3 protein-coding genes and 1 pseudogene are annotated in these 5037 nt (G+C 43.9%); 1 reads left to right on the forward strand and 3 read right to left on the reverse strand.

Translation table 11 applies throughout. The features are described 5' to 3' along the window. Positions 1-629: 629 nt before the first annotated feature. A complete protein-coding gene (locus tag AC622_RS18355; protein ID WP_049672362.1) occupies positions 630-2303 on the forward strand; it encodes an FAD-dependent oxidoreductase in 1674 nt (557 codons plus the stop codon). 71 nt (positions 2304-2374) lie between these two features. On the opposite strand, the pseudogene AC622_RS18360 reads toward AC622_RS18355, so the two are convergent. The 3 genes and pseudogenes from AC622_RS18360 to AC622_RS18370 form a co-directional block, all read right to left on the reverse strand. Next, positions 2375-3123 (reverse strand): annotated as a pseudogene (locus tag AC622_RS18360) (aminoglycoside phosphotransferase family protein). Between the two features lie 44 nt (positions 3124-3167). Beyond that, positions 3168-3638, reverse strand: coding sequence for a GNAT family N-acetyltransferase (locus tag AC622_RS18365; protein WP_049672363.1), 471 nt, complete (start codon positions 3636-3638; stop codon positions 3168-3170). Then, positions 3635-4099, reverse strand: coding sequence for a GNAT family N-acetyltransferase (locus tag AC622_RS18370; protein WP_049672364.1), 465 nt, complete (start codon positions 4097-4099; stop codon positions 3635-3637). The genes AC622_RS18365 and AC622_RS18370 overlap by 4 nt, the downstream gene beginning before the upstream one ends. Between the last annotated feature and the right edge of the window lie 938 nt (positions 4100-5037).

The raw sequence follows: 5037 nt of genomic DNA on the forward strand, positions 1-5037 counted from the left end.
AAGCCAACTTTCCCTCTGACACCATGAGGTGTCAGAAACTATTCGGTATTAGCACCGGTTTCCCGGAGTTATCCCAATCTTACGGGCAGGTTGCCCACGTGTTACTCACCCGTCCGCCGCTAATCATCCGGGAGCAAGCTCCCATCTGATTCGCTCGACTTGCATGTATTAGGCACGCCGCCAGCGTTCGTCCTGAGCCAGGATCAAACTCTCCAAAAGATGTTTGATCTAGCTATAATTTAAAACATTGACGAGAGTTAAACTCTCTTTTTTAAGACTTGCTTAGCGTTTCGTTTTGTTTAGTTTTCAAAGAACAATCTTTTTCAATCGCCTTAGCGACCTTATTTATTATACTCTCATTACTTCTTAAAAGCAAGAACTTTTTTCAAAAGTTTTTATCTCGTTTTTCGGAAGCAACTTTTATATAATACCTGATATTTTTTATGAATGCAATACTTTTTTTAAAAAAGTTTATCATCCATTTTCTATCAGCACTGCTTAAAGAAGCAGCTCAATTAATATACCACCTTTTCGCCTAAAATGAAACTGGAATTTATCGCTAAAATTCTTCTTTTTCTATTCTATGTCTTTTTCTCAGGACATATTTTATAGCAAGCGGGAGGGATTAGATGAATTGGGATGAAGAGTACGATGTGTTAGTAGTAGGCTCGGGAGCAGCTGGTTTCTCAGCCGCATTGACCGCTCAGCTTGAAGGTCTGCACACTCTATTAATTGAAAAGGAAAGTAAATACGGCGGTGCTTCTGCCCTTTCAGGAGGCGGTGTATGGATTCCGAATAATCGCTATTTAGAAGAAGCCGGTGTTAGCGACAGCTATAAGGAGGCAAGAAGATACTTAGATGTCACAGTTGGAGACCGGGTCACCGAACCTGTTAAAGACACCTACTTACGGAAGGGCATCGAGATGCTTGATTACTTTTATCAGAAAACAGAGCATATGAGATTTTCCTATGCACGAAACTACTCTGATTATTATGCTCATTACCCGGGCGGTAAAGCCCACGGTCGGTCGATTGAACCTTTGATTATCGATGCTAGGAAGCTTGGCAGCTGGCAGCATTTAATGAACAGCCCTACCATCCCCACTAAGGGCTTTACGATGACAGGACAGGATTTCCATAAGATAAATATGATTACACGCACCACTGCAGGGAAGATGCGATCTATGCGCCTGGGCTTAAGAATGGTCAAATCTAAAATCACCCGGGCTAAACTCACTTCTCTTGGACAAGCTCTCATTGCTCGTTTCGCCCTTTCCTATAAGGAGGCCGGAGGGGAATTAGCACTTAACACGGCATTTACGGACTTCATTATTGATGATGACCGTGTTGTTGGTATCAAAGTGAAAAAAGACGGAAGGGCACAATCAATTAAAGCAAGAAAGGGAGTCATTCTTGGTTCTGGTGGATTCTCAAGAGATCAGAAAAAACGGGAGAAGTATCTGCCCAAGCCTACTAATATGCAGTGGACCTCCTCCCCCACGGGCCAGACGGGCGACATCCTCTCACCAGCTGCTAAATTAGGGGCAAAGTTCGACCTAATGGATAAGGTTTGGGGAGCCCCTTCTATTATTGATCACAATGGGAAACCGTTTTTTCTTGTCGCTGAGCGCGGTATCCCGAGTATGGTCATCACCGACCAGGATGGACACCGATACCTGAATGAAGCACTACCCTATCATGAGTTCATAGACTTGATGTATGAGCATAATAAACGGACAAACGGAAAAGCAATCCCCTCTTGGTTCATCATCGACCGAAGAACCAAGAAGCGCTATCTGATAGCCGGTCAATTCCCGGGGCTGGATTTCCCGAAGGAATACTATGATCATGATATTGTAAGGACTGGCGATACCATTACCGAATTAGCGGAGAACTTGGAGATGGACCGGATCGAACTCATCGCTACAATTGAACGCTTTAACCAGCTAGCGAAAAGAGGAAAAGATGCGGATTACGGACGAGGCGATGTCCCTTATGACCGATACTACGGGGACCCAACTTTAAAGAATCCGAATTTAGACACCATTAATAACGGCCCCTATTATGCCCTTCGTGTCTATCCGGGCGATATTGGAACAAAGGGAGGCGTGGTAATTGATGAGAAGGCACGCATCATAAAAGAAGATGGATCATTCATCAAAGGAGTATATGCAGCCGGCAATTGTTCCGCCTCCATTATGGGAGAATCCTATCCCGGACCAGGAGCGACCTTGGGGCCTGCCATGACATTCGGATATATCGCAGCGCTGGAATGCAGGAATGACCCGGTTTTGACGGACTAATCAATCGATTGATTAATGCTCTCTGGCATTGTTAATGGGGGTTCCGAATCAATCGGAACCCTTTGATACTTTCACAGAAATGAAGTGATAATCCCCACAAGAGGTTCCTTCTGTTCCAATGGAATCTGTTCAGATAATCGTGCCCCAGCAATGATTGGGGCCCACTGAAATACTTCCTCTTTTGAAAGATCCGCTTGTTTGCAATAGCTCCTTAAATAGTATTCCGCTGTATCTATTGAAAAAGAGGAAAGCAATAGATACGTTCGATAGAGATCTGCCCTGATGTCTCCCATGCTGCATCTACCCAATCAAGAATGACCAGTCTATCTTTGCTCATGATGCCATTAAACGGATGAAAATCCCCATGGCACAGCCTTGGTTTAAATTTGATTTTGTTCATCCTTTGGAATAATTGCGCCTTCACATTTTCAGGGAGCAGTTCACTGAGAATGATTTGGCGATACAGCTTATCCGGCATTCGTTCAATTGACGGAGTTTTGGGAATCACTTGATGGATGGTGCGATGAACACGTACACAAATATCAATGTAATGTTCCACCTGTTCCATATTTTCCACAAGCCTCTCTCCTATCGTTGGTCCTTCTATATATTCCATGATAAGAGCCTGTCTGCCGTCAATCTCCGTTACCATCACTATTTTTGGAACATCTAGACCGCAAGCATAGGCAAATGCCTGCTTCTTGGCTTCAAAATACACCTCTGTTGCAGGGAAGCCTTCTTTCATTAATTTAATGACCTTATCCTGGCTCCGATAGATAGATGCGGTGTTTCCGATGGCAAGCGGTTTTCCGAGATTCATCCAACCCTCCTCCTATCCGTTATGTATTCGTGGCAAGAGGATCTTTAGCCTTGTTCACCCGGTAATATATCTTGTGAAAGTCTCACCATATCAAGGCACGGTATTCCATTTTCAAAAATCTTTTCCTCATAATGTCGAATGAAAAAATCACGATCAATCCCCGTTATCCGGAACCCGCATTTTTGATATAACGCAAGTTGACTGATACTTGAATTCCCTGTACCGATTTCAAGCGTTTTATACCCTTGGCTTCTGGCTCTGTGGATCGCATCCATTACTAAAGCCTTCCCAAGACCCATCCCCTGATGCCCTTCTTCCACAGCCAAATTGACAATCTCTATCGTTCCTGGCCTGGTAGGAAGCAAGACATACACACCGACGATCTTTCCATCCTTCTCTGATAGATAACACTTTCCTCTATCTAAATAACCCTCTATCATAGCTTTTGATGGGTCGGCTAATAAAAGCAAATTCATCGGCGGCTGTTCATCATCATTTAGTAATCGAATCTTCATTGCTTAGCTCCTTTAGCCAAATCCAGCTCTAGATACTCGTTACTTTCCATAAAACCAATTTTTTTATATACCGGTCTGCCCATCACCGAAGCGCCCAGCCAAATTTTCGTAATGCCCGCTGCTTGCACTTCCTCCACAAGCATTTCTAATAGCTTTTTCGCAATCCCTCTGCCCCGATACCGTTCATCCGTAAACATATTAGCGATGTACGCCTTCATTCCCGTCGGATTTGTATAACTTGGCGGAAATTCATAAAACAGCACAGCCCCGCAAGCTACAACCTCATCTAAGTCCTCAACCAGCCACTGAACCAACGTACCGTCACAAAGCTTTCGTTCAAAGAAAGATTGCAGTTCGTCATCCATATTACTAGATGGTTCAATCCCTTCATCTATTAACTGTCGTTTCCTCAGTTCCATCATTACCCCAATATCCCTTTTTGTCGCCTTTCGGTATTCCATTCTCCTATCTCCCCTCATGCCTCTATATCATAACTTTACATGATTTTACAAAATGGAGCACCTGATATTCGGAGTGATGATTAGCTGTGTGAATCAGGCTGGCTGTTATTACGGATCTAGATTGAGATAGCAGTCTTGCTTCTATTTTATGTTCCTCAAGGAAACCAGATTACTCCGTTTAGATTCCATTGCTTTCGTCGCAACCTCTATTTGCTCCCTTAACCTTTGGGTTTTTCTCCTTTAAAATTGGACATTCGCCCCTAGAGACCTGGGCTCGCCCTTACCTGAGATTTATCGCCCATAAATGTCAGATTTCCGCCCTTAAATAGAAGAAATTCTCCCTTAAATCTTAAAATCACGGAAGTAGGAGATAAAAAAATAAACCCATCTATCTCCTCTCCATCAAAAATGACTAGATAACGTAGTTTTTTAGAAGATATTTTGCTTTTTCTTCTCAAAATCTTTGAAAACTAACCCTCTGTTAAGCCATTTTCATTTCCCTTGCATCTCCATGATGCCCTGAAAACACAAAAAAACCAGCTCACAACTAGAACTGGTTTTCGCTTGCCCGGCAACGTCCTACTCTCACAGGGGACGCGCGGCCCCAACTACCATCGGCGCTGAAGACCTTAATTTCCGTGTTCGGATCCCAACCGGCGATAAGAGGTGGACCTCGGCGTCAGCCGGACTCGTTCAGTCCAGTGCGGACAATGTACATTCCGATCTCCTTGCTTCTCCCCAATCAAAGATGCCTGCTGCCAGTTTGAATAGGCTTCATCCCTTTTATTTTCTCTTTCGAGAAAATATAAAACACAAAAAAACCAGTTCAATACTGAACTGGTTTCTGCTTGCCCGGCAACGTCCTACTCTCACAGGGGCGTGAGCCCCAACTACCATCGGCGCTGAAGAGCTTAACTTCCGTGTTCGGAATGGGAACG

This window comes from Bacillus sp. FJAT-27916 (assembly GCF_001183965.1).
Taxonomy (GTDB): Bacteria; Bacillota; Bacilli; order Bacillales; family Pradoshiaceae; genus Pradoshia.

Bases quoted from the DNA above. Each gene is read 5' to 3' on its own strand.
- AC622_RS18370 (WP_049672364.1), bottom strand. From the start codon at position 4,099: ATGGAATACCGAAAGGCGACAAAAAGGGATATTGGGGTAATGATGGAA.
- AC622_RS18365 (WP_049672363.1), bottom strand. From the start codon at position 3,638: ATGAAGATTCGATTACTAAATGATGATGAACAGCCGCCGATGAATTTG.
- AC622_RS18355 (WP_049672362.1), top strand. From the start codon at position 630: ATGAATTGGGATGAAGAGTACGATGTGTTAGTAGTAGGCTCGGGAGCA.